Genomic DNA, 25,877 nt, shown 5'->3' on the forward strand with positions numbered 1-25,877 from the left:
GGTTGCCTGACAAGCAGGCTGCGGGCTGGGGAATCCGGCTGCATTCCTCAGCCCGCTGAGGAGGGTTAGAAACTGTAGGAGGCGCTGAGGTTGACGCTTTGGTTTATTTGACCGCTGCGGACTTCAAGCGTGTAATAGGTTCCTGCATGCCAGTTTCTGTTGATTTGCCACCCCAGTCCGGCGCGGGTCAGCAGGGCGTGCCTGCCTGGGGCATGCCCCCGCCCGGTGACGGATTGGCCGGCTGCCCAGGTGCGGGCGTACGGGTTCCTGCGGGCGATGTCGCCTACATAGGCAACACTCAGTTCAGGCAGGAGAGCCTGACCGTTGTCCAGTTCACAGACGGACTTGAGGGTGATGCCCACGGGAATGCTCCATGACTGCAGGCCTCCGTTTCCAAAGGAGCGGCTGCCGCCGTCAAAGGTTTCTTGAATGGGTCCCTGGGTTCCGTACATGTAGGTAATCCCGGTATAGGGGGATACGGTGAGGGTATCGCTGAGCGCGATGTCCCAGTTGGCCAGCAGTCCGAAGGCGTAAACATTGTCATCCCAGTGAGCCCGTCCGGGCGTTTGCCGGGAGCCGCCCACATGCGTTCTGGCGGTATGATCAACGCTGCCGTAGGAGAAGTAGCCGGAGAGATTCAGCTCATGTCCTCCGGCGAGTTCCTTGCGGACATTGCCGTACAGGGCGAACATGAATGCCCTCTGTTTGTCGGAGAGCAGGGAATGGTCGCTCTTGTGAGTTCCAAACATCTGGCCGAACGCGGCTCCTGCCACGGCGTTCTTTCCGACAGCCATATCGGTGCCGACGGCATAGCCCCCACCTTGATAGGAAAATCCGCTGAGGGAGTTCATGGCGGACATGGAGGTGAAATATCCCAGGCCGGCTCCCCACAGGCGGGAGGATCTGTTTCCGGCCACCCTGCCTTGTTCGCTGGCCGTGCGGGCGAAGGAAGCGACGGAGGAGACGCTGCTCCAGAGGGTGTCTGCCAGCAGCGCGGCATCCCTGCCAGCCAGACTGGAGGCGGCGGCAAGGTTCAGCGTGCCGGAGAAAGTGAGCTGCCCCGTTTCCGGATTCCAGTTCAGAACCCCGCCGTTTTCCAGCAGGCCGGTTTCTCCGGTGAGGCGGAGCTGTTCACCCAGCGCGGCATCTCCGTGGATTTCCGTCGCTTGGAGCAGGTTCAGCGTGAAGGACTCGGAACCGGCGGCAATCAATCCGGAACCGATGTTCACTTCAATGGTCGGCGTCCCGGCAAGCGTCAGGGTTTCCACGGTCGCGTGGGAATAGGTTTCTGCCGCATTCATCCCGGCGCTGAACGGGGTGATGCCGTTGATGGAAAAGCCCATTCCGGAACCTTCCTCAAAAGTAAGGCTGCTGAAGAAGGGCGCACCCTGAATGTCCAGAAGTCCTCCCCGCTGAATGGTGACGGAGTCAAAAACGCCGCCTCCGGAAAGGCTGCCGCCACGCTGAACCAGAACGGTTCCGGAGCTTTGGCCGTTGTTGACCATCTTGCCCTGGAGGGTGACTTCCCCCGCCAGGGAGCCGCCGTTGTTCAGGTGCGCGCCTTGCGCCACGGCGATCTGTTCAGCCGTCAAATCTCCCGTGTTGGCCAGGGCGGACTGGCCGTTCAGGGTGATGTTCGCGACATTCAATGTCTTGTTGTTGGTCACGGAGCCATCGGAGTTCACGGTAAGGGAGCTGCCCTGAATGGAGCCGTTATTGATGAGGGAGGCGTTGGTTTCTCCGCTGTTGCGGGAGGAGCCAACGGTGATGACTGTGTTTTCGTGGCCCAGAGAGGCTGTTTCTTTAATACTGGCCAGGCCGCTGCGGACATTCAGGGAGGCGATGTTGTACCTTTCCCCGTTCAGGTCAACGGTACCGCTGTTCAGGGAGCCGTTGCTGATGCCGATGGCGACGCCGCCGGCGCTGTTGCCGCCGGTTCCGTCAATGTCGTAGCCGATCCCTTTCTTGCCCGTCAGATTGCCTGTCAGGAGCAGGGTCTGGTCGCTGTTCATGACCAGCAGGCCGTCTGTGCCTTCTACAATAATCTGATTAGTGAGCGGCGTGTCCCGGGGGATGCCGGTCGCGTCCAGCGTGCCGCCCAGGAGGTGGACGCGTTTGCTCAGATCAGTGATGGACTTTTCTTCTCCGGTATATACATAGATATCGTTTTCACCGGGCGTAGGCGTTGACCCTCCTTCCAGTTTCAGGATGACGCCCCATTTTCCGTCAGACAGGACCGTGGCAGCGAGTTCTCCATTTTCCAGCGGGTTGAAGGTATTTATCCAGGTTTGCGTACCCGCGTCATAAGTTTCCATCCAGGTCTGAAGCGTCCAGTCGGAGATATTGCCGGTAAAATTGCTTCCGACAGTTTTTCCGTTGAGGCGGAAAAGCGTCAGGCTGCTGCCCTCCGAGTGTTCATATTCGCTGCTCAGATTGATGGTGGTGGTGCCGGAAACAGTAAGTGTTCCGGTGATGTCGATGCCGTTGGCACCATAAGTGAAAGAAATACCATCATGGCTTTCAGGGGTGAGCCAGATGGTGCTGTCCGTCAGGCTCAGGTTCGCATCAGCGGTTAATGCGTAACCATCATTCTGGGGACTGAGCCACAGCTCCGCTCCCGTCATGGTGACGGATTGCGCCTTCAAGGTTGACCCCGTTCCACGGTAGTGGTCCAGATAGGAGCCTTGTTCAAATACGATCTCCTGAGCAGTTAATTTATGGCCGGATCCCGCAAACTCAACGGCGGAACCCTCCTGAACAGTAAACCTGCCTCCTGACGTGAGGGAGGAGCCGTTCTGGAATTCGAACCTGCCCCCGTCTTTCAGGAAAGTGTTCCCTCCAATATCCAGCGTTCCCTGGGAAAGGCAGGCATATCCGGATGACGTAAAGTTTCTTTCCGCCGTCATGGCCGCCTGGGTAATCCGCAAGTTGGCGCCGGATTCGAACGTGGCGTCACGGGCGCTCTTCAGGGTGCCGTTATTGGAAATCTCTGTAAGGGAACCGGTTTTGGCAATGTAATTGCCTCCGCTGAAATCCCCATTTAAAATATCCAGAATGGCGCCGTCACTGATTTTCAGGGAACCTCCATGAAGAGTGACGCTATCGCCGACGTTCATGGAAGAGGTCAGGGATTCCGTCAGGCAATTCTGAAAAGTTTCCCCGGTCGCATCCAGTCCCAGAGTTTCAAAAATATTCTTCAAATCATCCTCCGCATGAAGACCGGAAAATACAATGTCTCCGGTTCCCGTCACGGTGTTGCCTTCATTATCATCATAGCTGTTCAGATGGTGATCAACACCCGATGTTTCGACGGGGTCGTAGAAGGTGATTGTCCCGCCATCTGTTCTGGTGGAAAGTTCGACTGAAAGGGCCCACCCTTCTGAGCGTCCGAGGCTATTGAGCACGGCTCCGGCAAGATCCCCTTCTCCGTCGTATTGCTTCACATAATTTCCCCGGAACTCAACGGCCTCATTGTTTACGAGGGAGACGGTTCCGCCGTTGGCAGAGATAGCCCCGCCTGCGGTTCCGGCGCTGTTGCCCGTGAAGGTGACCGTTTCGTTTCCCGTGATAGAGAGGGATCCGGTAGATATGGCTCCGCCCATCCCTTCTGCCGTGTTGCCCTCAAAGAGGATGGTTCCGTTTTCCTGGAAGATGAGTGTGTTTCCATCTTGCTCACGTTTTGCAATAGCTCCTCCGTCACCGTTTTCCGAGGAATTCCCGATGAAAGCCAATTGTTTGTTCTTTTGGAATACAGGATTGTCGGCAGTCGAGCCGTTTCCATCTAGATAAATAGCTCCGCCGCTGCCTGTCGCCGTATTATTTTCAAACAGGACAGATGTATTGTTGGTGAGATCGAAGTGGAAACCGCCGTTAGAATAAAAAATCTTGAGCGCTCCTCCATAAGCTGTCTCCGGTGACCAAAGTTTTCCTGTTGCCTTGTTGTCCTTGAAGAGTACTTCCTCCTTTGTGTTGGCAATGCTGAGGGATTTGGCGTAGATGGCACCGGCGGACTGGGAACTGTTGCCGATAAATACGACTTGGTTGTTCCCGTCAAAGTTGACAGATCCATAAGTGAAAATGGCTCCCCCTTGTGTGTCGTAATCATTAATCTTGATTGTCGAGTTATTCAGGAAGATGACGTTATTATTGTCTTTAAACGTGAATTCATTGTCTTCCCTTCCGTAAATAGCTCCTCCGTAAGAACCAGCATAATTGGATCCACCAGCATGATTGGATTCAAAGCGGATTTCTCCAAGATTGCTTTCAAATTTCAGACTCAAATCTCCACCAGCTATTGCTCCACCTCCACTTGTTGCAATGTTGTTGATAAATTTGATGGGTCCTCTGTTATTCAGAAATTCCACCTGACCGTAGGAGGAATTATGGGCTCTTTTGTTCACAAGGATGGCTCCACCCAGTGGGTCGTCACTTGTTGCAGTGTTGTTAAGGAATTCTATGGCTTTGTTATTCTGGAAGGAAATAAGTAATGTGGGTTCAAAGAGGTCGCAGTTATATAGGAAGGGTTGGCTTTTATTGTTGAAAGACAGCGTTCCCTCATGGTCCTGGAAAAGGTCGACACCCGTGGACAGGGATGTGCCGGCGACCGGAAGGAGCAGGGAGAGCAGTATTCTGCGGAGAGTGCAAGGCAGATGAATTTTCATATAATCTGGCAGATAATGAGTTATAGAAGGAGTAGAAAGGAAAAACAGGAAGGGGCGAAAGCCGTGCGCCGGGAGGCGCACGGCGGTATGAAGACACCGCAGGAGGATTAGTTGCCTTTGACGGTGGTGGTGTACTTGCTGACAACGCCAAGGATGTTTTCACGCTTGACGTCCACGCTGGAGACGGTGCTGATGCCTCCCTGGGCCTTGGCGGCGGAGATGGAGGAATCGCCCACGGCAACCAGGCCAAGGTAGGAAGTGGCCGTAGCTACCCCGGTACGGGAGCCGGAGGAATTGGTAACGGCGATGGGGTCTGATACGTTGGCATATACCAGCCCCATGGGATGGCTCGTAAGTCCGCCGCCGCAGCTGCAGAGAAGGGCGGAGGATGAGAGCAGGATGAGGAGTTTTTTCATTATCGGATTTCAATTAATTGGTTTGGCTGACTCTCTCTTGATGGGGAGTCGTGCAGCGTCATGCAACTGCGGATACCCAAAAGAGAAGGTCTGTATCTGCGAATAGCGAATTCGGAATCCGTATAGGAATTCCTGCGTCCTCTTTGTCATTACAGGGTCTGGACAAGAATTACCGGCATGAGGGTACGGTGCAGGGAAATAGCATGGAATTACTGAACTTTTTAATTATTAAACGGCTATTTTTACTTGACTACGGATTCCGAAACCGCGGCAAAATAGACGGAATGAAAGAAGATATCTCAGCAATGGATCATGCGGCGCTGTATATTTTAAGAAAAACAGGCCTGGACGTGGTGGAAGCCGCTCAGCTGGCACATGAACTGCTGCAAGCCAGCAAGGGACGCGGCAGCCGGAGGAAGAGAGCGAGGGAATGCATCCGGCTGGGAGAGGAGGCATTGATTGCCAGAGAAAAAACCGTGACGTTCAGGAGGGCCGTGGATGAGGCTATGGAGGCCCGGTATGACCGGAGAAAAAGAACCAGGGACGATTTCCGTTATATCAGCCAGCGTTTGTTAAGGTGCTGTCCGGAAATGGCCCGGAGGCCCGTACGTTTTATTACGCCTCAGGAATGCCGTACCTGGCTGGAAAAATCATTTGGCACGCTCAGACAGAGGCATAAGGCCCGGTTGGTGCTCAGCGGTGTTTTCGGGACAGCGGTGAAACGCGGCTGGTGCCGGGAAAACCCTGTGGCGTATGTAGACCTGCCAAGGCTGAAGGAGAGTTCCATTCCCGTATTGTCCCTGGAAGAAATGCGCCGGTTGCTGGCGGCGGCGGAATATGCCAGCGGGGCGTGCCTGGCTGCGGTTGGGCTTATGCTGTATGCCGGCATTCGCCCGGAGGAGGTAAGGCGCCTGGATTGGGCACAGATTGATTTACGGGAGGGCGTGGTTTCCTTAAGGGCGCGCCATAGCAAGACGGGAGGAGCCCGCATCGTGACGATCAGGCCGGTTTTGAGAAACCTGCTGGAAAGAGCGGCGGCCATGGGGTTCCGGGCAGGAAGCGTGTGCCCGCGTAATTGGCCGGCGAAGTGGAGGGCGCTGAGGCGCTTGGCCGGCTGGGACGGAAAGGAGAAGAAATGGACTGCGGATATTTTAAGGCATACGTTCGCCAGTTATTTTGCCAGGCATTTCAAGAATTTGCATGTATTGCAGCTGGAAATGGGGCATTCTTCCTCCGATTTGTTGAGAACCAGATATTTGAATATGGAAGGCGTTACAGAGATGACGGCAGCCATTTTCTGGAGCGGTTGCCGGAAAAGCAAGGTTTTATGAAAAATGGCCATCCCATCATAGGGATGGCCATTTTGATAAATGGGAAAGATATTCCCGGGATGGTTAGAAGTTGGTGCGGAACGCGATGTTGTAGCTCCAGCCGGTGAAGCCCTTCTGCTTGCTGGCGTCCGTACCGTTGGAATGGGCGTATTCGATGCCCGCCATGATCTTGGCCATGTTCGGATTGCATTCGAAGATGTAGTAGTTGACGCCCAGATAGAGGGCCTGCATGCAGTCGGAAGTGCCGGAATAGGTGGAGTTCTGCGTGTAGCGCTTTTCCCACTTCACGGCGTTGCTGCCTGCCGCCATCTGGTAGCGGACCACGCCTTCCCAGTTCGGCGTGAATTTGTAGGAGGGCATGATGGTCACGCCGAAGACGTTTTCAGCGCCGGCTTTCATGCCGATGACGTTGAACCCGGCCATGACTTCCGTCATCAGGGAGAAGTTGCCCTGGGAGCCTTCCCAGGTCAGGGCCACCACGTCCTTGGCGCCCGTGCCCTGGTACTTGGTCTTGAAGCTGTAGTCGTGCAGGTTGTCGTATGCCTTGTTCTGGGCGTCGTCGCCCCACTTGGTGAAGTTGTGGGCATAGTCCAGCCACAGGCGGCTTTTCTTGAGGAACACGTCGTTGGAGGTGTCGTAGCTCAGGGTGCCGGTAACGAAGCAGTTGTCCTGGGAGTTGAAGGCGGGTTCAATGCGGTTGTTGAAGCTGCCCGTCCCGGTGCCGCCGTTGCCGTTCAGCCAGATGCCTGCCGCCCAGCCGATCTTGTCGTTCTTGTCGGAATTGTTCATCTGGAAACCGTAGTTGGTTTCCGAACGGAGCTGGTTGACCAGCATGGAACGTTCGATGGTGAGGATGGCGGAGGAGGAGGTGCGGTATTCACCGGTGATGCGCGGCTTGATTTTGCCGATGGCGTAGGTGATGGGGCCGCCCTTGTATTCCAGGTTCAATTCATAGAGGGAATAGGTCAGGTCGGAAGTGTCCCAGCGGTTTTCAGACGCATTATAGCTTTCAAGGCCGTCCATGCCGCCGATGTTCCAGACGTTGTTGAGCTTGAAGTTTTTCAGGAACTTCATGTTGAATCCGGCACGGAAGCGGCGCCATTCATCGTTGAAGCGGCGCCCGTTGCCTTCCTTTTCACCCATCACGCGGCCTTCGCCGTTCGGGTCGATCCAGTCCATGCCGTACTGCATGCGCAGGGAGACGTTGAATTCCTGAATGTAGGGATTCTTGTGGTCCCGTTCGGCATTGAACCATTTGAAGCGGTCGCCGAGCCACTGGCAGGTGGAGAAGCTGTCGCGGGCCAGCAGGACGTCCCCGGTGGAGGCCTTGGACGGCGTCGTGTTGGCAAAGGCGGCGGCTCCGAGGGTCATGATGCCGATGACGGGGAGGGTATAGGTTTTCATTTTTGTTCTATGGTTGGTGTGTGTCTGTGAGAAGGTCTTCCGGGGAGTTCTTCCTCACGGAGACGGCTTCTGTCTATCAAACCAGCCATAGGGCTGTCCAAGGCTTAAGAGTGACAAAATAGCCACTTGTTCCGCCAGCGTTTACAAGGTGATGTGGACCCATTCCCGGCGCGCCAGGGCATCTGCTGCAGCCGCTACTTCCGCCTTTCTTTTGCTGGAGCCGCGGCCGGCGCCGACCGCATGGCCGTGCCAGAATACGCGTGATTCAAAACGGTCCGCGGAGTCCCTGGGCCCCTTTTCCTCCGTTTCATAGGACGGCGTTTCCGGCAGGATGTCCTGCAGGATGGCCTGGAGCTCCCCTTTCGGGTTGATTTCCTTGGGATGGCTGGCGGCGGAGTCCAGGGCGTCGTGCAGAACGCGCAGGGCGATGGCCCTGGCCGTTTCATAATCGGAATCCAGGGACATGGCGCCGAAGACGGATTCAAAGGTGTTGGCGATGATGGAGTTTTTGTTTCTGCCGCCGGCTTTTTCCTCTCCCTTGCCCAGGGTGATGTATTTGTCCAGTTCCAGGATGAATCCGTATTTGCCCAGATTGGCGCGGCTGACGGTGCGGGCCCGCAGCTGGGTCAGCACCCCCTCCGGAGCCTGGGGAAGGTGAAGGTAAAGATATTGCGTGACGGCCAGTTGCAGGATGGCGTCTCCCAGGAATTCCAGGCGTTCGTACGTAAGGCGCGTTTCCGGCCTGCTGTCCGTGCTGGGGTGGGTCAGTGCCTGCCTGAGCAGGTCGGGATTTTTAAAGCGATAGCCCAGCTTGTCTTCCAGCGCAGCGTAATTCATTGGGAAAATGCTAGGGCCGCTCCACGGGAAAAGCAATTCCAAACAGGCTCATTTCCGGGATTTGGAGGGAGGGGGCGCTCCGCGTCATTCAGGCCGCGGCGCGGCTTTGACATATGAATGACGGGGTGTAGGATGGAAGCGGCACAGATAATGATGAACACCATGAAAAAGATTGATCCAAAGGAAATTCGGGATAATGCCGTGCAGTTGATCGGGCACGACTGGATGCTGGTGACCGCAGGGACGCCGGAACATTTCAACATGATGACGGCAAGCTGGGGAGGCCTGGGTTTCATGTGGAAGAGGCCCGTAGCATTCGTCGTGATCCGCCCGCAGAGGTACACGTTCGGTTTTATCGAGAAGGGGGAGGAGTTCACCCTGTCCTTTTTCAGCCATGAATATCATAAGGCGCTGAGCGTTTGTGGAACCACGAGCGGCCGGGATACGGACAAAGTGGCCGCTTCCGGCCTGACGCCGTATGTTACGGAGAACGGCAACGTGAGCTTTAGGGAAGCCAGGCTGGTGTTGGAATGCCGCAAGCTGTATGCGGAGGCCCTGAAACCGGAATGCTTTCTGGACAAGGCCATTGCCTCGGAATGGTATGCGGCGGGAGATTTCCACAAGATGTACATCGTGGAGATACTGAATGCCTGGGTGGAGGAATAGCGCCGTTGGAGCGGTTTGCCGCCTGCCGCTTCGGGTGTGGTACTGGCGGGGAAATTCAGCCCTGAACGGGCCTGAGGGTGGAGTTTTCCAGCTGGAAGGCCGGAAGCGGGCAGGGCGTGTTGTGCAGCCAGTCCAGGTGCGTGGTGGTGATGAGGCTCTGCGCGTCCGCGGGCAGGGCCTGGAGGAAGGCAATCCGGCGCGTGGGGTCCAGTTCTCCGAAGACGTCGTCAATGAGGTGGATGGGCGTGTGTCCCGTTTCTTCCGTAAGCAGGGATGACTGCGCCAGCTTCAGGGAAATGGCTATGGTCCGCTGCTGCCCTTCCGAGGCGAATTGGGCGGCGCTTCTGCCGTTGAGCGTGATTTCCAGGTCGTCCCGGTGCGGGCCGTTCTGGGTCTGGCCGTACCGGATGTCCCGGTCCAGCCCGGCGCACATCCGTTCGTACAGGTCTCCTTCCTCCGCCGCCCGGTAGGCCGCCCCTACCTGTTCCTCCCTGCCGCCGATGCGGCGGTACGCCATGATGATGTGGGGCAGGAGAAGTTCCAGAAGGCTGGCGCGCAGGCTTCTCAATTCCGTGCCGTACAGGGCGAGCTGCCGCGTATAGGCGTCTATCTGGAGCCTGTCCCGGCTTTTGTGCTTGAGCAGGTGGTTGCGCGTTTTCAGCGCCCTTCTGTAGCTGAACAGGGCCGTCCGGTAGCCGGGGTGCCACTGGGTGCCCAGAAAGTCCATGTATTTCCGCCGCGCATCGGCTCCGGCCCGTACCAGGGAGAGGTCGTCGTTGCCCATCCAGACGACGGGATAGCTGTCCGCCAGGTAGCTGCGCTGGTCCCTGCGCGGTTCCCCGTTCACCTGGAGGTCCGGGGCATCCGGAGTCCACAGGATGCGCCGGATCTGTCCCGGCAGTTCCCCCCGGATGCCGAAGGACTGCCTGCCGTGGGCCGCCAGGGGACCAGGGCGCGCCGTACGCGGGGATTGCAGGCGCAGCAGGAAGCAGACCGCCTCCAGCAGGCTGGTTTTTCCCTGGGCATTGTTTCCCAGGATGACGGCTCCCTGCTGGGGTATTTGCCAGGAAAAGCTGCCGTAGCAGCGGAAGTCTATCAGTTTCAGCCTGGAGAGCATGGCCGGCGGGAGTCCGGGGAAGGGATTATTCCGTGGGAAGGGCCCGGATGGCATCCATCATTTTGTCCGTCAAATGCTGGTATGCCGCCTTGCCCTTGGCATTGAGTTCCGCCGGGGTGAAGGGAACGGGGTCTCCCACCGTCACGGTGACGGGGTGGATTCTGGGGAAGGAGGAGCCGATGGGGAAGGACTCAAAGGCTCCGCTGATGCGCAGGGGCTGCACGGGGACTTTCGTTTTGCTCAGGATGAGGCCGATGCCGCCCATGCCGTCGTGGATTTCCCCGTCCGGCGTCCGGGAGCCCTCCGGAAACACGAGGACGCGCTTGCCGGATTTCAGCAGGCGGATAACGTGCTTGAGGCTGGCGGCGTCCGGGTTTTCCTGGTCGATGGGAATGGCCTGGCACAGGGGGAGCGCCCATTTGAAGATGCCTTTGAACAGGGTTTTGCGGGCAAAGAAATAGATGCCTTCCTCATAGGAGATGCCCAGCATGGGCGGGTCCAGAAAGCTCTGGTGGTTGCTGACGATCAGCACGGGGCCGTCCTCAATGAGCTTCTCCCTGTTGACGACCTTCCAGGAGAAGAAGGCCTTGGAGATGCTTTTGAACAGCGTGTAGAAAACCCAGTAGAAGGAGTTCATCTGGCGGAGAGTTTTTGTTGGATGTTGTCTGTAATGAAGTTGACGACCTGGTCAATGCTCATGTCGGACGTGTCCACCAGCAGGGCGTCCTGCGCCTGCGCCAGCGGCGCGGTGGCGCGGGAGGAATCCTTGCGGTCCCGTTCCGCGATGGAGTCCGTCAGCCCTTCAGCGGCGCGGCGCGCGGCGCGGACTTCTTCCGAGGCGGTGACGAAGTACTTGAACGGCGTGTCCGGGAAGACCACGGTGCCTATGTCCCGGCCTTCCATGACTACGGGCTCCTGGCGGTTGTAATCCCTCTGGCGGTTCACCAGCAGGGAGCGGACTTCCGGAATGGCGGCGATGGTGGATACGTGGTCGTTGACCTCCTGCCGGGTGAGTTCCTCCGTCAGGGGGGAGCCGTTGCAGAGGACGATGGAGCGGCTGCCGTCCTTGCCGAAGGAGAGGGGAACGGAGGGCAGGGCGGCCAGCACGGCGTCCGTGTCCGCCGGGTCTATTCCCTGTTCCAGCATGTACCAGGTGACGGCCCGGTACATGGCCCCCGTGTTGATGAAGGTGTAGCCGAGGCGGTCCGCAATGAGTTTGGCGACGGTGGATTTACCGGAAGCGGCGGGACCGTCAATGGCAATGGCTGGGTGCATGAGTGTTTTTTGTGTTGGAAATGGGGGCGGAAGCTGTACGGATTGTAGCTGCCGCCCCTCCGGAAATCAAGACCGCGTTCCGGACGGCATGGGAAAAAGAGTTTCACTTTTTCCCGTAAATCCGTTATACAGCAGGGCATGGGCCGGCTCAAGCACCCGAAGATGGTGGATATCAAAGACATTTTGGACGAAAATACGCGTCTCCCTTCCCTGGTGGCGGCGTCCGCTGAAAAGTTGCTGGGTCTGGAACGTTTGAACAGGGCGTACGACAAGATCGTCCGCGACAAGGAGTCCGGATCCCCGGAAAACTTCTTCCAGCTGGCTGCCAGGCATTTGAACCTCAAGTTGCAGCTGAGGCCCGGCGACCTGGAAAACATTCCCAAGAAGGGGCCCGTGGTTGTCGTCGCCAATCATCCCCACGGCCTGTCGGACGGCATCATGTTCGGGGAATTGCTGACCCGCGTCCGGGAGGATGTGCGCATTCTTGCCAATGAACAGCTTTCCCTGTGCCAGGAACTGGAACCCTGGCTGATCAAGGTGGACGTGTACGAGGATGAGAACGCCAAACGCAAGAACCTGTCCGGAATGCGGAAGATGATTGCGTGGCTGCGCAAGGGCGGCGTGCTGGGCATTTTCCCCGCCGGAACGGCTTCCAGTTTTTCCCTGGCCCACAAGCGGGTGACGGACGATCCGTGGAACTCCAATATTGCCGCCATTATCCGGCTGACGAAGGCTACGGTGGTTCCGGTGTATTTCCCGGGGCGCAACAGCCTGCTTTTCCAAGGGATTTCCCTGATCAACCGCAAGGCGCGCGTCGCGTTCCTGCCGCGTGAAGTGGGCCGGGACGGCCGCCGTACGCACCGCATCGTGGTGGGCAAGCCCATTTCCTTCAGCCAGCTGGGGCAGTATGATTCCGACGAGGCGCTGGTTTCCCATTTGCGCCTGCGCACCTATCTGCTGGGCAAGGGTTATGAAAAGAGCCGCCGCCCCCATGTGCACAGGAAGGACAAGAAGGCGAAGATGGCTTCCCTGATTCCTCCCGTGCCCCCCAACGACATACAGACGGAAATCGACGCCCTTCCTGCGGAGTGCCTGCACGCGCGGCAGGAGAACGGGGACTGGGACGTGTACGTGGCGGATGCCCTCCAGATTCCCAAAATCCTGATTGAAATAGGCCGCCTGAGGGAATACACGTTCCGCCAGGTGGGGGAAGGGTCCGGCAAGGCATGCGACCTGGACACGTACGATAACCATTACAAGCACCTGTTCCTCTGGGACCGCGTCCAGAAGAAGATTGCGGGCGCCTACCGCATGGGAGAGACGGACAAGATCATTGCCCGCTACGGGGTGAAGGGGCTGTACAATGGAGAATATTTCTCATTCTCCCCGGCGGCCCTCAAAGTCCTGGACCGATCCCTGGAGATGGGCCGCGCCTTTATTGTGCCGGAATACCAGAAAAGGCCGCTGGCTCTCGGTTTCATCTGGGAGGGCATCGGCCAGTTCATGGCCCGCAACCACCATTACCGCTATTTGTTCGGGACGGTGAGCATTTCCCGCGACTATTCCAATCTTTCCCGCGCCCTGATCGTCTCCTACCTGAAAGCGCATGAAATGGAGCCGGAACTGAGCCGGGAGGTCAAGGCCTACAATCCGCCGCGCAAGGCGGACCTGAAGAGGTCGGAATCCTGCATTTTGCCCATCGGCCTGACGGATGCGCAGGGATTGTCTCAGCTGGTGGCGGACGTGGAGGAGGACGGCAAGGGAATTCCCGTGCTGCTCCGCCAGTATATCAAACTGAACGGGAAGATACTTTCCTTCGGTGTGGACAAGAACTTCGGCGATGTGCTGGACTGCCTCATTCTGGTGGATATTTTCAAGACTCCGGAACGTGCCATCAAGCGCTACCTGGGCAAGGCCACGTATGAACAGCTTCTGCCCTATATTCAGCAGGAGCAGGAAAGCGGGCAGCCGGCGGAATAACTCTTTTCAGGCCCTTTCTTCGGCTTTTTCCGGCCTCCTGTTTTTCCGGAGCCGCCGGTTATTGGAAATGCCTGTATCCTCCGGGGAGGGATGAGGAAGGTTCCGGCGTCATTTCACCGATGACGGTGAGGGGCGTTTCCGGGAAACGTTCGGAGGCCACGCGCAGGATTTCTTCACGGCGGCGGGGGGGGAAGGTCATCAGCAGTTCGTAATCTTCTCCGTCCGCAACGGCCTGGTCCGCCGTGAATCCCTGCCGGACCGGCAGCAGTTCTTCCTGTACCCGGAATCCCAGCCCGGAGGCGGCGGCCAAGCGCGGCAGGTCGGCGCCGAGCCCGTCGGAAAGGTCCATCATGGCCGTGACCAGTCCGGAGGCGGCCAGAATGCCGCCTTCCCTGACTCTGGGCGTGAACGTAAGGTGGTGTTCCGTGGGGAAGCTGCCGCCCAGCACGCCCGTGACGGCAATCAGGTCGCCCGCATGGGCAGTGCTGCGCAGGACGGCCTTTCCTTCCGGGACTTCCCCGGTCAGGGCCACGCTGATGATCAGCCCGTCGGACGGCAGGCCGGAGCTTTCCCCTCCCGCCAGGCTGATGCCGAATTGTTCCGCCAAGCGCCGCATCCCCGTATAAATGCCTTCCACCTGGGAGACGGGGCGGTCCGCGTGAATCAGCAGGGTGACCAGCGCATGGCGCGGCACGCCCCCCATGGCTCCGATGTCCGATACGGCGCGCGCCAGAGCCTTCCTGCCGATCAGTTCCGGTTCCGTGTCGGGGAGGAAGTGCATGCCTTCCACCACGCAGTCGGTCTTCAGGAGCAGGTCCGCTCCCCTGGCGCCTCTGGCTACGGCGCAGTCGTCTCCGGGTCCGGTGATCAGCCCGTCGTTGACGGTCATCAGGGGAAGAAGGCGGCGTATGAGCGAGTCTTCCCCCACCTGGCGGATGGCGGGATCATGAGCCATAAGGCAGCAGCAGGCCGGGGTAGAGGATGTTGACCAGGGTGGCGGTGTTGAAAATGCAGTGGGCGATGATGGGCGTCCAGATGGATTCGGTGTATTCGTACAGCAGCACCAGGATGGCCCCGAACAGGGCCAGGGGAATCAGGGGAACCAGGCTTACGTGGATGATGCCGAAGAGAAGGGAACTGCTGATCAGGGCGAACCACGCTCCCGTGTATTTTTTCATGATGGGATACAGGTAGCCCCGGAAAATGAGTTCCTCCACGATGGGCGCGGCAATGGCGGCGCTGAAGCAGATGACGGCAATGAGGGGGATGTTGTCGGAATGCCGGAGCACGGAGACGATGGATTGTTCCGCCGGGGCGTGGGTCACCCGCTCAATCCATTCGAACAGCCCCATCTGGGCCAGAAGGAAATGGAGCGCGAGAACCAGCAGGTAGCCGTAGACGGGCGCGTAAAACAGGATTTTCAGGGAATGCTTCTTCAGTCCCAGGGCCTCCATTCTGCCGCTGTGGAACATGCGCACCAGCAGGACGAAGGCCAGAATGAGGTTCAGGCAGGTGCCGTTGAATACCTTGTAGCTGTCCAGCTCCATGTTTGTGGTGGTGGGCGGGGCGGAAGCGCCGGGAGGCGTGGCCGCGGCCATCAGGGCGCCCATGCTGAAGTACAGGACCACGATGCCGCACATTGCCATGTCCAGTCCGTCCAGATGATCGACGGGAATATTCCATTTCAGCGGACGCTTCATGCCGTGAGCCTGGGACTGGCGGCACACGCCCGCTGCTACGGCGATAAGCATGATGGCGATCAAGGTGGCCGAAAACAGGGTGATGAGCTGGTCCGTTAATTCATTCATGGGGCAGATGAGCTTGGAATGACGCGCCGTTCCCGGCAACGCGGCGCTGGCCGGGGAAAGGTACATGCTTCTTTAGTGGAAATATGGCGATTTGCCAGAAGAAAGTGAGCTATCGCGCCGCGTTCCTGAAAAAAAATCATTCGGAAGGGAATGAATACTTTTCAAGGAAAAGCGGGTATGCTACGTTCGCAACGGATTATCGCCATGAATATTCAACCCAAAATCACGCCCGTGCTGGACCCCGGCTTTGTGCCGGCCGTTCTTTGGAATCAAGCATTTGAAGCCAAAGCTGCTGCCGATCCTGCCTCCCATCAAGTGGATATCGCCCTGACCCGCAATGACGGGACCTGCTTCCGCTGGTCCGGCAAGCTTCTTCCCCATACCGGAGAAAACGTTGCCCTGAATGAAACCTATGTGGAACGCATCGTGAAATTCCTGCTGTGGCAGAAGGGCGGCAACATCATCCTTGTTGCCGGTGATGACGCCATTGCGGACATGCTGGCCTCCCGCTATTGCAAGGGCGGCATCCGTGAGTTTGACTGGGACTTCATCGGCAAGAAGATTTACGGCTCCCCGATTGAGGTGAAGAAGGTATCCGTAGAGGAACTGCCTGACGAATATTCCGGCTCCATGACGCTGGGCCGCAATCTGGACGGCTACCGCATCGGCTTTGACCTGGGCGGCTCCGACCGCAAGTGCGCCGCCGTGGTCAACGGGGAAGTGGTTTTCTCCGAAGAAGTCGTGTGGGACCCGTATTTCCAGAAGGACCCGCAGTACCACATTGAAGGCATCCAGGACTCCCTGGAACGCGCCGCCGCCCATCTTCCGCGCGTGGACGCCATCGGCGGCTCCTCCGCCGGCGTCATCATCAACAGCGAGGTGCGCACCTCCTCCCTCTTCCGCGGCGTGAGCCAGGAGGATATTGAAAAGACCCTGGGCAAGGTGTTCCGCACCCTGCAGAAGGAAAAATGGAACAACATCCCCTTTGAAGTGGTGAACGACGGTGAAGTGACCGCCCTCGCCGGAGCCATGGGCATGAACGACAACGCCGTGCTCGGCGTCGCCATGGGCACTTCCGAGGCCGCCGGCTACGTGGACCCGGAAGGCCACATCAAGCCCTGGCTGAACGAACTCGCCTTCGCCCCCGTGGATTATTCCGAGGAAGGCGGCGTGGACGAATGGTCCAAGGACATGGGCGTGGGCGCCCTCTACTTCTCCCAGCAGGCCGTGGCCCGTCTGGCCCCCCGCGCCGGGTTCCAGTTTGAAGGCATGCCCTTCCCGGAACAGCTCAAGAAGGTGCAGGCCGCCATGGCCGAAGGCGACGAACGCGCCCGCAAGATTTATGAAACCATCGGCGTGCACTTCGGCTATGCCATCGCGCACTACGCCAGGTTTTACGATATCCGCAACCTGCTCTTCCTGGGCCGTGTGGCTTCCGGGGACGGCGGCCAGATCATCATTGACAAGGCTGAAGAAGTGCTGCGCACCGAATTCCCGCAGTTGAAGATCCAGCTGCGCGTGCCGGATGAAAAGACCAAGCGCCACGGCCAGGCCGTAGCGGCGGCCTCTCTGCCGGCTATTTCCTGACAAACGGATGGAATTTACAGGAGGGACCCGGACAGGGTCCCTCCTTGCCATATACGGAGCATGCGTCCCCCGGCCGGTTTTTCCGGCTGCTCAAAAAACAAAAAAGGACGTGGAAGGGACGCCTCCGTTTTTCCATTCTTTCTTCCGCAGACGGCTGTGCATTCATGAGTTCCCAGCAAGACAACATCATCAATTGTCCGGAGTGCGGGCAGGCCATGGACATTTCCCTGCTGCCTCCTTACGCGAATGCCGTTTGTCCGAATTGCGGAGCCATGACCCGTGTCAAGACGCGCATGGGGCCTTACCGGATCACCGGGAAGCTGGGGAAGGGCGGCATGAGCGTGGTTTTCCGTGCGGAAGATTCCGTGCTGGGGCGTGAAGTGGCCCTGAAGGTATTGAATGAAACGTATGCGGGGGATGCCGTCCGCAGCGAACGATTTGAAAGGGAGGCCCAGATCATGGCCAGGGTATCCCATGAAAACCTGGTGCAGATTTATGCCGTGGGGCATGACCAGGGACTGTTTTACATTGCCATGGAATTGGTGGAGGGCAATGGCCTGGATTCCCTGATTACGGCGGAGGAACGCGTGCCGGAAGACAAGGTGCTGTCCATAGCCCTGGACATCGTGCGCGGCCTGGACGCCGCCTGGAATGCGGGCCTCATGCACCGGGACATCAAGCCCGCCAATGTTCTCCAGGCTCCGGACGGAGAAGCCAAGATCGTGGATTTCGGCCTGTCCCTGCTGCACAGCGAGTCCGACATGGAACGGGAAATATGGGTAACTCCCTATTACGCCGCTCCGGAAACCCTGTTGCGCGGGGAGGAAGATTTCCGCACGGACATGTACGCCCTGGGGGCCACTATGTACCATATGCTGGTAGGCGCCCCGCCCCGGGTGGATGCCTCCCAGTCGTCGGACATCCTGCTGGAAAGCAAGAAAAACCTTCCCCCGCTGGACCAGGTGGTGAACGACATTTCCCCGCTGACCTGTTTCATCGTGGACAAATTGATGGCCTTCAACAAGGAGGACCGCTTCTCCTCCTATCCGGAGCTGATGGCTGCCGTGGAACAGGCCCAGGAGGAATATGCCCGGGGCATGCAGGAGACCGGCCTGACCTGGGCGGAACGGCGTGCCTCTGATGCCCGGCGCGCCCGGCGCAGGAAGCACCGTCTGGTGTTTATTCTGTCCCTTGCTTCCCTGGCGATTCTGGCTCTGGGGACGTGGGGCGTCATCTCCTGGCGCAAAGCCGCACATGCCGCTTCCGCCGCCGTTCCTCCGGTCCAGCCCCCCACCGTGGGAACGGGAACGACCGCGGAGGATGCCGCTGCCGTGGAATCCAGGCTGGAGCGGAGCATCCGCTTCGGCAATTTGTTCAACGAGGCTCAGAAATCCGTGAACCGGGGGGATCTGGTGAAGGCGGCGGCCATGTTCGGAGATCTGGCGGACCAGCCGGACTGCCCGCTTTCCACCGCCGTCTGGGCGGGAGTGAACCAGGTTTTGTGCATGTGGGCGAGGGGACAGTTTCCGGAAGGAGTCGTGCGGCTGGAAGAGCTGGGCAAAAAGGTGCGGGACTGCAAGGACCCTGTGGAGCTGGAACGCTCCCGGGACGTCAGCAACCTGGTCATGTACCTGGGCGCCAAGGACTGGAATTCCAGAATGCCCGGCCTGCGGAGCAATTCCGACCTGGCCGTGCATTATTATGCGGGAATGGCGCTCAAATGCTGGTACCTCGGCGGGATGTGGCCTGAATACGGAGCTTTCCGCGATCTCATTGCCGGAGAAACCGCCGACGACAGGGACCGGAGCGTGCGGGAGCTGGCCTCCGCGTGGCTCAGCAACCTGAAGGAATATACCGTGCAGTATGAACGCCTGATACAGGTGAAGGACATGCCGGAAAAATCGGTTGCGGAAGTGGAGGCCAAACGGTCCGCCGCAGACTTTCTCCGTGAACAGATGATGACGGGGGAGGTTCCCTCCCTGCCTCCGTCCTATGCCGCTCTGGAAGGAATTCTGGACCATCTCCGGATGCAGTACCAGAAGGCCAGGGACTGGGAGGCCGCGGAAGCCGTCCGGCTGGCCGAACTCAAGGAAAAGGAAGAACGGAAGAAGGCGCAGGAAGAGGCCGCCCGGCAGGAAGCCCTGCGCGCCGCGCAGTTCCGCAGCTATGACGACATTTGCCGTGAAGCGGCCGGCATCATGGAAAAAACGGGGGATTATGAACAGGTTTCCACTGCTTATCGCAATGCGGAGGCGGTGGTTTCTTCCCCCATCGTGAAAAGCAAGCTGGCCGCCCGGCGGGAAATGACGGACCGGATGAAGCCGCTGTTCTCCCGTCTGGAGAAGATTCTGCCCGGACTGGTGGAAAAGAAGCCGTGGAAGCCGCTCGTTCTGAAAAACGGGGACAAGGTCCGCGTGACGGGCATGGAGGGGCATTTGCTTACGGTGGAACCATTGGAAAGCAGGGAAGGCAGCGATGCCTATAAAGTCAGCTGGGATGACCTGGCATTCAACTCGCTGCATGCGCTGGCACGGGAATGCCGTCAGAAAAAGCCTGCGGAATTCACTCCTGTGGCGGATACATACTCCAAGCCCCTTCTTATTTTCGGGAGTCTCACGCAGACCATCTCCCTCACCCAGCAGGAAAATGCCCTGCTCCAGATGGACCGGGCCTTCATCGAACAATGGAATCTGTGGATGGCCGCGCTGGACGCGGAAGAAAAGCCCGAAGGGAACACTGATGCGGAATAGAGCCGGTTTGGGAAAAACGTCCGGAAAAGTGATCGCATCCGTCGTTGATCAGGCCGTTTATGCAGTAGAATTTGCTTGATTCCGGAGCTCCGTACGGGTTCTCATAGCTGCATGAGACTGATCGGTTTTCTGACGCTGGCCTGCGTGGCCGGCTTCCTTTCTTCCTGCGGCTGTAATTGCAACCAGTATCCGGAATCTGCGCTGAAGGATTACAAGCCTACTTCCAGCAAGCAATTCCGTTAACAGGCCCCTATGTTTGAAATCCGCGAAAAGCCGGAAATGGTGGAACGGGCCATGCTTGTTTCCATCTATTTTGATCCTTCCGAGGCGGGGGAAAAGCAGGCCATGCTGGACGAGCTGGAAGACCTTGTCTCCAACCTCGGCATCGGCATAGTGGGCAAGCACCTTGTCAAGTCCCGGGACATGCACGCCAAATTCCTGTGCGGCACGGGGAAGGCCCAGGAGGTGAAGCAGCTTGCCGTGGATTGCGGGGCGGACTGCGTGGTATTTGACAACATGCTGGCGCCGTCCCAGCAGAGGGAATGGGAACGGTTGATTGACGAATGCGTGATTGACCGCGAAGAAGTCATTCTGGACATTTTTGCCAAGCGTGCCCGTACGCGTGAAGCCACGCTCCAGGTGGAACTGGCCCGCATGCAGTACTCCCTGCCGCGCATGGCCCGCATGTGGAGCCACCTGGACCGCCAGGGCGGCGGTTCCGGAGGCGGGAAGGGCGGCGGAGGCGCCGCCAGGGGCGAGGGGGAGAAACAGATTGAAGTGGACCGCCGCCTGGCCCGCGCCAGAATTGAAGCCATCCAGAAGGAACTGGTCATGGTTACCCGGCAGCGCGCCACGCAGCGCAAGGAGCGCGAGCGGCAGGCCGTTGCCACGGCCGCGATCGTGGGGTACACCAACGCGGGTAAGTCGTCCCTGCTTTCCCTGGTGTCCGGCTCGGAAGTCATGGCCAGGGACATGCTCTTCGCCACGCTGGATACCACGACGAGGAAGATAGAACTGCCCAATGGACAGCCTTTGCTGCTGACGGATACGGTCGGCTTCATCCGCAACCTGCCCCACCGGCTGGTGGAGGCGTTCAAGTCAACGTTGGAAGAAGCCGTTCTGGCGGATTTTCTGGTGCAGGTGGTGGACGCCTCCGACCCGGAAGCCGTGCGCCATTATGAAACCACGCTGGAAGTGCTCGGGGAACTGGGTGCGGGGGACAAGCCCATGATCGTGGTTCTGAACAAGCTGGACCTAGTGCCGGAGGAGGAGCGGGCCGCGTTGACGGAGCGCCTGGCTCCCCATTTCAACGGAAGCCTGGTGTGCATGTCCGTGCGGGAAGGGCAGGGGACGGAAGACCTGCTGCGCGCCTGCGTGGAAATGCTGGAAAGCCGCGTCCGGCGCGCCCGGTTCCTGATTCCCTACACGAGGAGTGACCTGGCCGCCGCCATGCACAGCGAGGGCATGGTGATTTCCACGGAATATGTGGAGGAAGGCGCCCTGGTGGAAGCCGTTCTGCCCGTGGCGTTTTACAACAAGGTAAGCCAGTTCCTGGCGGAACCTTCCTGCGAAGAATGAGCGGGAAAAGAGGCGAAAGCCGGGGGACGGGATCAGGAGAGGCAGGGAATCCGGGGAGTACGGAATTTTTCCGCCATGTTTTCGTAAGGCTGTTTCATCGGGAAAGACGGTAATCTTCCGGTTCCGGGATGAAAGCCATCTTCCCGCGGAACGGAAAATTGGATGCGTGATTTCCGTTCCGAGTGGACGGGAGAGGCCGTTGTGCTTCCGATGGAATGTTTCCGGGCATCCGTTCCGTTCAATATCCCCAGGAACGCAGGCAATGCATCACGTCCGCCACCGGCAGGCCGATCACGTTGTCCGTATCTCCGCGCGTGGAGGCGATGATCATGTCTCCATGTTCCTGAAAGGCATAGGCTCCGGCCTTGTCCATCACATGAACCAGTGCCATGTAGCGGCGGATGTCTCCGTCAGACAGTTCCCGGAAGGTGACTTCCGTCAGGACGGCGATGTCCTTCCTGCCCAGCGGAGACTGGATGGAGACTGCCGTGCACACATGATGCGTGCGTCCGGAAAGCATCCGCAGCATGGCGCGGGCGTCTTCCGTGTCGCGGGGCTTGCCCAGGGGAATGCCGTCCAGAAAAACGAGGGTATCCGCGCCGATGACGGTAGCGTGGGGATATTCCCGGAATACGGCCGCCGCTTTGGCTTGGGCATTATACAGGCACAAATCCTGTGGCGGCATGGAGGTGTCCTTCAACTCGTCCGTGTCCCGGACGACGGTGGAAAAATCCACCCCTGCCGCCGTCAGCAGGTCTTTCCGCCGCGGGGACTGGGAAGCCAGAATGATGGGGGGAAGCATGGGAGGGAATAAATAGTAAGTGGCAGGGAATCGGGCCGGATGAACAGTTCCTAGTTCCCGGTTTCCCGTGTCTGGCTGCCGATGCTCAGGGCCCCCTTTCCCATGATCCGGTGGAAGGCTTCCGGAGAAATTTCCCGGATGGAGCGGATGATGTTCCGGGTGAATCCGGCCATGCGCTTCCGAATGGTTTCCCGGTCTTCTGCGGATTCGAATTCCATGCCTACCAGGGCGCGGCCTACGCGTTCCCCCGTGTAGGTGTAATTGAAGTAGCACAGGGATGCGAGATCAGCGATGCGTTCCATGAAATCCAGGAAGGCTCCGGCGCGTTCGGGAAACTCGATATGGACGAACAGGGGGTGTTCGCACAACTCCGCCTGATAATGGATCATGCGGAAGCGCACGTCGTCGTCTTCGCTGATGTCTTCGAACTCGATGCCCTTCTTTTTCAGGGTGGTGCGGATGGTGTCCAGATCTTCGTCGGAAGCGGCGATTCCGAATACGGGGTACTGCGTGTCTCCCTCCGTCTTGCCGTACTGCACGTCCACCAGCGTGGTGGCCGGGGGCATGTGGCGCAGGTACTTGAGTACCTGGCCGCGCTTGGAGGCCATGGAGATGCGCAGATAGCGCGTCTCATGGTTGCCGATTCCCGCCTGGCGGGCGATCTGGGTGAGCTGGGTGAAATCCATGTTGGCTCCGGAAATGACGACGAAGCTCTTTTCGTCCGGCCTGATCCGTCCCTCGTTCCATTGTTTCATGAACCCTGCCAGGCTCATGGCTCCGGACGGTTCCGGAACAACGCGGGAAGATTCCCACATGGCCCGGATGGCCTGGCAGACTTCATTGTTGGTAACGGTGACGAACTCGTCGATCAAATCCCGGCACAATGGATAGGTATATTCCCCGGGAATATGTACGGCGGTGCCGTCGCAGAACACGTCCACGTAATCCAGATTCACGCGGTGCCCCTGTTCCATGGAAGTCTTCATGGAAGCCTGGTCCACCCCCTCCACGCCTACCACCTTGATATCCGGCCAGAACTTCTTCAGCCAGCAGGCCACGGATGCGGCCAGGCCGCCGCCGCCGATGGCCACGTAGGCGCGGTCAAAGGGGCCTTCCCCGCTCATCACCACTTCATCCGCCAGCGTCCCCTGTCCGCCCATCGTGACCAAGTCGTCATAGGGGTGGACAAAGGTGCTCCCGTGCGTTTCCGCGTATTCGTGGGCCGCGTCCGCGGTCTCGTCATAGCAATCGCCGTGAAGGATGATTTCCACATGGCTGCCGCCGTGGCGGCGCACTTCCGTCTGCTTCACTTCCGGGGTGGAGCGCGGCATGAAAATGGTGGCCCGGCAATTCAGCACGCTTGCCGCCAGGGCTACGCCCTGCGCATGGTTGCCCGCGGATGCCGCCACGATACCCTTGTCCCTGGCTTCCTGGCTCAGGGCCGCCATGCAATTGTATGCTCCGCGCCATTTGTAGGCGCGGATGGGCCCCAGGTCCTCCCGTTTGGCATATACCGGGGCATCAATGGCCGGCAGATTCAATTTCTGGAGGGGAGTAGGTTCGCCTACGGCATAAACCCGTTGGCGGGCTTGAAGGATTTCCTCAAAGAGGCGGTCCGAAAGTGTGCTCATGATTTGTATTGCTGGGAGGCATTCTAGCAAGCCCAAGCGCCATTTCCAGTAAAACATGCTTCCCGTAAAATATGCCGGATTGGCAGGAGGCTTTCCGCATGCCTGAATCCGGAGCGGAAACATTTGTCCGGAGGTGCGGGACTCTGGGAAAGCTCCGGGGAAGGCACAAAAAAACCGCCCGGAGGCGGTCGTTTCTGCAAGGCAAGGTGGCGAAGCGGACGGGGCTCGAACCCGCGACCTCCAGCGTGACAGGCTGGCGCTCTAACCGAACTGAGCTACCGCTCCATGACCTTGGATTGTCTCGCCTTGCGGCAGGGACGTGGAGGCTTATACAGATACTCTCGCGGAGATGCAAGAAAAGAAAATTCTTTTTCAGAAACCAGCACGTCATCATGAGGATAAAGCTGGAAAAATCTACGGATTAGAAATCCGTGCAATAATTACGCAATAATGTGAGATATAATATAAAATATTAAGAATGATATTGTTCAAAAATAATTATCTTATGACCTAATATGTTTTGCATTTTCTATATCCACCCTTTCTGATTTTGCTAAAAGCCTTGGCCTTAAAAATTGTCATTGACTCCGGATTTCTAATCCGGTAATAGTATTAGGTAATATATTTTATAATTATTAATTATCAATAGGTTCTGTATTATGCGACCACATCTGCCCCTGTCTCTTTTGTCTGCTCTCCTTGCCTGCTTCATTTCTCCTGCATGGTCTGCCTATACCCTGGATGATAACGGAGAAACGACGATAACATTTGGTGATGAACAATATACGATCACTAATCCCGGCGGTTCTTCTTCGGAGCAGACTGATTCTCCGGATGCCATTTATATGACGGACATCACGGCAGCCGGTACTTATGAAGGGGGATATGACCGCACACTGACTCTGGAGGGAGGAACATATGCCAGTGTCCAGTTGTGGAACGTTGTGGGGAATGCTGCAGAAACTACGCTCAGTGGAGACAACAAATTCACCATCAATATAGGTGCGGATACTTCCCTGACTTCAGGATTTCATTTCATGTTTTGGGCCAACTCTCTGCGTACGGTAACGGCCGATGTTACCCTGAATGTAGATGAAAACGCAGGTTCTCTGACGGGAATGACTTTGATTGGGGATGGAAATGCAGGAGGTGCCGGAGTCAGGTTTGCTACAACAGGTACTTTCACCGCTACCATCAATGGGGGAGAGTGGACGGGCTGGACAACTGGCGCTCCTTCTGAAATTATCTCTTTCGCTTTAGGTCTGGAAGGTTTCCAGCATACCGGAGACGTCAATTTCACCATTAATGGAGGGACCTTTACCGGGACTGTTTCAGCCGGGTCCGCTCGCGGCTATGTGGATGCCTCTACCATTCTGGGCGACGTCAACCTGACAGTGACAGGGGGAACGTTCGGCAGCAATGTTTCCCTGCTGGGCATGGGAAAGGTAAATTACGGCAATACGGAAGAAGGGAAAAATTATGTAGGAAGACTGAGCATCAGTGGAGGCACGTTTAATGCCGATGTATTGGGATTGGGAAAAGGCAATGAAATTTCCGTCAAGCAGAATGCTTCGGTTTTCCTGGATATCAGCGGAGGCATCTTTAATGAAAACGTATTTGCGCAGGGGGCTACCACTACTATTTCAGGCGGCACGTTTGCGGAAGGGAAGAAGCTGTTTGCAGGTGCCATGGTCAACTCGTCCACCTATAATTTGACCTCTACCAACATGACGCTGGATATGGGCAATGGCTCCGTAGCGGCCATGATTGCCGGGGGTACCTGGGTGGAGACGGGAGCGTCCACTCTCAATATTACCGGTTCAACCAACCTGACTTTCAAATCAGGTACGTACACAGGCCAGATTTGGGGCGGCTCCTACATTAATGGAGCCGCTACCGCTGCCCTCACCGGAAATATTGGTTCCACCAATATTACGATTACAGGCGGTACATTCGATGGGGCGCAAATATCCCTGGGTACTTATGTGGAACGCAACAACACCAGTTCCGCATTGACGATAGGGGAAGCCAACC

Annotated in this window: 20 protein-coding genes and 1 tRNA gene; 9 read left to right on the forward strand and 12 right to left on the reverse strand. The window is 58.0% G+C overall.

The annotated features are described in order from the left end of the window. Positions 1-65 precede the first annotated feature (65 nt). On the reverse strand, positions 66-4,280 hold the full coding sequence (locus HMPREF3039_RS03530) for an autotransporter outer membrane beta-barrel domain-containing protein (RefSeq protein WP_067571932.1): 4,215 nt from the start codon (positions 4,278-4,280) through the stop codon (positions 66-68). A 276-nt stretch (positions 4,281-4,556) separates the two neighbouring features. Between HMPREF3039_RS03530 and HMPREF3039_RS14080 the strand changes: the two genes are divergently transcribed. Further along, the gene (locus tag HMPREF3039_RS14080; RefSeq protein WP_067571930.1) at positions 4,557-4,772 is read left to right on the forward strand and encodes a hypothetical protein; all 216 of its coding nucleotides are present in this window, start codon (positions 4,557-4,559) and stop codon (positions 4,770-4,772) included. Here the strand turns inward: HMPREF3039_RS14080 and HMPREF3039_RS03540 are convergent. After that, on the reverse strand, positions 4,769-5,077 hold the full coding sequence (locus tag HMPREF3039_RS03540) for a TRL domain-containing protein (protein WP_067571928.1): 309 nt from the start codon (positions 5,075-5,077) through the stop codon (positions 4,769-4,771). The genes HMPREF3039_RS14080 and HMPREF3039_RS03540 overlap by 4 nt on opposite strands. Positions 5,078-5,361: 284 nt before the next feature. Here HMPREF3039_RS03540 and HMPREF3039_RS03545 point away from each other — a divergent pair, with 284 nt between their 5' ends. Continuing rightward, on the forward strand, positions 5,362-6,408 hold the full coding sequence (locus tag HMPREF3039_RS03545) for a tyrosine-type recombinase/integrase (protein WP_067571926.1): 1,047 nt from the start codon (positions 5,362-5,364) through the stop codon (positions 6,406-6,408). 63 nt (positions 6,409-6,471) lie between these two features. Here HMPREF3039_RS03545 and HMPREF3039_RS03550 read toward each other — a convergent pair whose 3' ends face one another. Together HMPREF3039_RS03550 and rnc are read right to left on the reverse strand one after the other, a co-directional pair. Further along, positions 6,472-7,812 carry a porin family protein gene (locus HMPREF3039_RS03550; RefSeq protein WP_067571925.1) on the reverse strand — a complete coding sequence of 447 codons (1,341 nt, stop codon included), beginning with the start codon at positions 7,810-7,812 and terminating at the stop codon, positions 6,472-6,474. Between the two features lie 141 nt (positions 7,813-7,953). Beyond that, positions 7,954-8,649 (reverse strand): ribonuclease III, encoded by a 696-nt coding sequence (rnc, locus tag HMPREF3039_RS03555; protein WP_067571923.1) that lies wholly within the window; start codon positions 8,647-8,649, stop codon positions 7,954-7,956. 162 nt (positions 8,650-8,811) lie between these two features. Between rnc and HMPREF3039_RS03560 the strand changes: the two genes are divergently transcribed. After that, positions 8,812-9,315 (forward strand): flavin reductase family protein, encoded by a 504-nt coding sequence (locus HMPREF3039_RS03560; protein ID WP_067572147.1) that lies wholly within the window; start codon positions 8,812-8,814, stop codon positions 9,313-9,315. A gap of 55 nt (positions 9,316-9,370) precedes the next feature. Here the strand turns inward: HMPREF3039_RS03560 and recF are convergent, their stop codons facing one another. Genes recF through cmk form a run of 3 tightly spaced genes read right to left on the reverse strand, consistent with a single transcriptional unit; the run spans position 9,371 to position 11,707 of the window. Next, on the reverse strand, positions 9,371-10,432 hold the full coding sequence (recF, locus tag HMPREF3039_RS03565) for a DNA replication/repair protein RecF (RefSeq protein WP_067571921.1): 1,062 nt from the start codon (positions 10,430-10,432) through the stop codon (positions 9,371-9,373). 25 nt (positions 10,433-10,457) lie between these two features. Further along, positions 10,458-11,069, reverse strand: coding sequence for a lysophospholipid acyltransferase family protein (locus tag HMPREF3039_RS03570; protein WP_067571919.1), 612 nt, complete (start codon positions 11,067-11,069; stop codon positions 10,458-10,460). Next, entirely contained in the window at positions 11,066-11,707 is a 642-nt protein-coding gene (cmk, locus tag HMPREF3039_RS03575) for a (d)CMP kinase (RefSeq protein ID WP_067571909.1), read from the reverse strand. The genes HMPREF3039_RS03570 and cmk overlap by 4 nt, the downstream gene beginning before the upstream one ends. Before the next feature lie 138 nt (positions 11,708-11,845). On the opposite strand from cmk, the gene HMPREF3039_RS03580 reads away from it, so the two are divergent. Further along, on the forward strand, positions 11,846-13,687 hold the full coding sequence (locus HMPREF3039_RS03580) for a lysophospholipid acyltransferase family protein (protein ID WP_067571907.1): 1,842 nt from the start codon (positions 11,846-11,848) through the stop codon (positions 13,685-13,687). 58 nt (positions 13,688-13,745) lie between these two features. Here the strand turns inward: HMPREF3039_RS03580 and HMPREF3039_RS03585 are convergent, their stop codons facing one another. Beyond that, a complete protein-coding gene (locus HMPREF3039_RS03585) occupies positions 13,746-14,642 on the reverse strand; it encodes a thiamine-phosphate kinase (protein WP_067571905.1) in 897 nt (298 codons plus the stop codon). Beyond that, positions 14,632-15,561 (reverse strand): CPBP family intramembrane glutamic endopeptidase, encoded by a 930-nt coding sequence (locus HMPREF3039_RS03590; RefSeq protein WP_067571903.1) that lies wholly within the window; start codon positions 15,559-15,561, stop codon positions 14,632-14,634. Before HMPREF3039_RS03590 ends, HMPREF3039_RS03585 begins: the two co-directional genes overlap by 11 nt. Positions 15,562-15,672: 111 nt before the next feature. Here HMPREF3039_RS03590 and HMPREF3039_RS03595 point away from each other — a divergent pair, with 111 nt between their 5' ends. The 4 genes from HMPREF3039_RS03595 (at position 15,673) to hflX (ending at position 21,410) form a co-directional block, all read left to right on the forward strand. Continuing rightward, positions 15,673-17,082 carry an ROK family protein gene (locus tag HMPREF3039_RS03595; protein ID WP_167506695.1) on the forward strand — a complete coding sequence of 470 codons (1,410 nt, stop codon included), beginning with the start codon at positions 15,673-15,675 and terminating at the stop codon, positions 17,080-17,082. Positions 17,083-17,246: 164 nt separating this feature from the next. Then, positions 17,247-19,832, forward strand: a complete 2,586-nt coding sequence (locus HMPREF3039_RS03600; RefSeq protein ID WP_147549433.1) for a serine/threonine-protein kinase — start codon at positions 17,247-17,249, stop codon at positions 19,830-19,832. Between the two features lie 111 nt (positions 19,833-19,943). Continuing rightward, a complete protein-coding gene (locus HMPREF3039_RS14460) occupies positions 19,944-20,075 on the forward strand; it encodes a hypothetical protein (RefSeq protein WP_257227008.1) in 132 nt (43 codons plus the stop codon). A gap of 9 nt (positions 20,076-20,084) precedes the next feature. Beyond that, on the forward strand, positions 20,085-21,410 hold the full coding sequence (hflX, locus tag HMPREF3039_RS03605) for a GTPase HflX (protein ID WP_067571897.1): 1,326 nt from the start codon (positions 20,085-20,087) through the stop codon (positions 21,408-21,410). Positions 21,411-21,648: 238 nt separating this feature from the next. Here hflX and HMPREF3039_RS03615 read toward each other — a convergent pair whose 3' ends face one another. The 3 genes from HMPREF3039_RS03615 to HMPREF3039_RS03625 form a co-directional block, all read right to left on the reverse strand. After that, positions 21,649-22,212, reverse strand: coding sequence for a Maf family protein (locus HMPREF3039_RS03615; RefSeq protein ID WP_067571893.1), 564 nt, complete (start codon positions 22,210-22,212; stop codon positions 21,649-21,651). Between the two features lie 50 nt (positions 22,213-22,262). Next, on the reverse strand, positions 22,263-23,843 hold the full coding sequence (locus HMPREF3039_RS03620) for a pyridoxal-phosphate dependent enzyme (protein ID WP_167506694.1): 1,581 nt from the start codon (positions 23,841-23,843) through the stop codon (positions 22,263-22,265). 207 nt (positions 23,844-24,050) lie between these two features. After that, positions 24,051-24,128: transfer RNA gene (locus tag HMPREF3039_RS03625), tRNA-Asp, on the reverse strand. Positions 24,129-24,529: 401 nt separating this feature from the next. On the opposite strand from HMPREF3039_RS03625, the gene HMPREF3039_RS03630 reads away from it, so the two are divergent. After that, positions 24,530-25,877, forward strand: a 1,348-nt coding sequence (locus HMPREF3039_RS03630) for a hypothetical protein (RefSeq protein ID WP_167506693.1), incomplete at its 3' end; no start/stop codon positions are given.

Source organism: Akkermansia sp. KLE1798 (assembly GCF_001580195.1).
In the GTDB taxonomy this organism is placed as follows: Bacteria; Verrucomicrobiota; Verrucomicrobiia; order Verrucomicrobiales; family Akkermansiaceae; genus Akkermansia; species Akkermansia biwaensis.